Source organism: Persicitalea sp. (genome assembly GCF_041751555.1).
In the GTDB taxonomy this organism is placed as follows: domain Bacteria; phylum Bacteroidota; class Bacteroidia; order Cytophagales; family Spirosomataceae; genus Persicitalea.
Genome location: NZ_JBGSXF010000729.1, coordinates 1 through 1,978, shown reverse-complemented (window position 1 = coordinate 1,978; position 1,978 = coordinate 1). Strand labels below are relative to the sequence as shown.

Sequence of the window (1,978 nt, the reverse complement as noted above, 5' to 3'; positions counted from 1 at the left end):
TGGCAATAGGAATCCAGATGGCGTAGCCCTGGTACTTGTAGTTGTTCTGATGTACCATTACTCCCTCAATCAACTGGTCGAGTTGCCGGGCGTCTTTCCCGATAAAAAATGGGTTGACGAGTAGCACCTGCATCAAATACAAGTGTGGCATTCGGAGGTTATGCCCTACGCAGTAGCCGACCGCCCCGTCGGTCGAGCGCACCCGGCAGATATAGTTGCCATTGTATTCCAGCAAATCGCAACTTTGGATGATAACCGGGCTTGAAAACAAGTCTTTCTTGAGTACAGGTTCTTTGAGCGCAGCATCCAACCGGGCATAATCCGGTTCGTTTTGAACATTTTGCGGGGATTCGGGGGTAAACAGTGCGTTGGCTCCAGCCATAGCGACTGCTCCCGATTTAAGGAAATTCCTGCGTGAATTTGGCATATCACTTAGCTGGTTTAGAAGTATTAGGAGTGACAGGCATCAAGCTGATCGGCTGCACCAGCGCTCCGTTGGTAGCGATGTCCCAGGCTGCGAAACGCACCCATTTTTTACCCGTGGCATCGAAAGGGAGGATAAATTTCTTGCGGCCAAAGGGCGGCAGGTCGGTGGTCGGAATGATCTGCCGATCGGTCTTCTCTCCATCTCCCCACACCAGCTCGATGAAGTCGAGCGGAAAAGTCCATTCTACCTCGGCGGTGATGGTGCGCTTGTTTCCCGTTCCCGTTAAGGTGTATGATGGAATAAGTACCTCGCCGCTGGTGGCGAAATAATTACCACTTTTAAGGGCGTCGATGACCGAACTCATATCATCTACCGTCGGCACGCTATCCAGCTTCAGGTAGTTGATGGGCGACAGGCCGTAGGTGTCGTCGTAAGGCGGCTTACCACGATCTCCGTAGTCGGATCGTCCTTCGGAAATAGCCAGAGCAAACTTCGGCGGTAGGTTACGGGCTGCCATCCAGTTATTTACCTCATCCCAGAGGGTCAAGAATCGGTACTCACCCAGCCGCGTTTCGGAGGCGTCGATGCCCATGCCCCAGCGGTAACCGAGGCTGAAATAGTTTTGGTGCAGAAACTGTGGCGAGTCCTTGATGGCGTCGGGATAGCCCGTTGAACCCTTGGAACGCGGGTGTGGCATGGAGATGAGGGCGTTTTCGCGCTCGGTCATGGCCATCAGGTCGGCCGGGCTGCCTAAATTATACACTTTGCCGTATTTTGGGTGCTGCTCCACCAAAAGCTGGCCGGGCTGGCGTTCGTTTTGCCAAAAGGTCGGCTTCGACAGCATCAGGTCGTGGTGTCCGCCCAGCTCGTAGGGGCGTCCGCTGGTGCTGTTCTCGTCGTTGGGCATCACAAGGAAATCCTTGTCCGACTGCCGCCGGGCGGCATCGTAGTACTCCGCCTGAGCGGCCAGAAATGCCTCGCCCGTCTCTCGCCGCGCCGGACCGCGCACCCCGTCGATCACGCCGTAAATATTCACACCGATGCTTTTCATCGTCTCCACGTCGTTGAGCCGATTGTCGGGGCCACCCAGTTCCGTCAGCCGCTCCACCAGCCCCACGTGGTAGTGTGATCCCATTACTTTGTAGCCGGGCAGGGGCTTGAAAAAATCCCGATGCGTGAAGGCCAGCGCGGCTTCCATGGCTTCGGAGCCATCGCCGGGGCTTACGTATAGAAAGAGCGGCATCTGCTGCCAGGTGTCGGGCCGGGCGTTGTACAGGGCGTAGTTTTGGTAAAATTCGGCTTCGTCTTCTTTTTCGGCTTGCTGCATCCCGATGGAGAAAGTGGAATCGCTGTCCTTACGATACCAACTATAGCCCAAATTCTTGGCCGACTCCCGTGCCCAGTAAAAACTGTGCGGGGGCGGGAACACGGCCATACTTCCGCCAGGCACTTCGGCGGCGATCAGGCGGTTGCTGCTCCAGATCGTGGCGGGCTTTTCACTTACTGGGCCACCCAGTCGATATTCTTGGTTTCGGTTGGAAAGGTCGCGCC

Annotated in this window: 2 protein-coding genes; both read right to left on the bottom strand. The window is 56.0% G+C overall.

Annotation, left to right across the window (positions count from 1 at the left end):
- On the bottom strand, nt 1-427 hold a 427-nt coding region (locus ACEW8P_RS25570), incomplete at its 3' end, for a twin-arginine translocation signal domain-containing protein (protein ID WP_373515896.1).
- Nucleotide 428: 1 nt separating this feature from the next.
- A partial coding sequence (locus tag ACEW8P_RS25565; protein WP_373515895.1) for a hypothetical protein occupies nt 429-1,978 on the bottom strand: 1,550 nt, incomplete at its 5' end.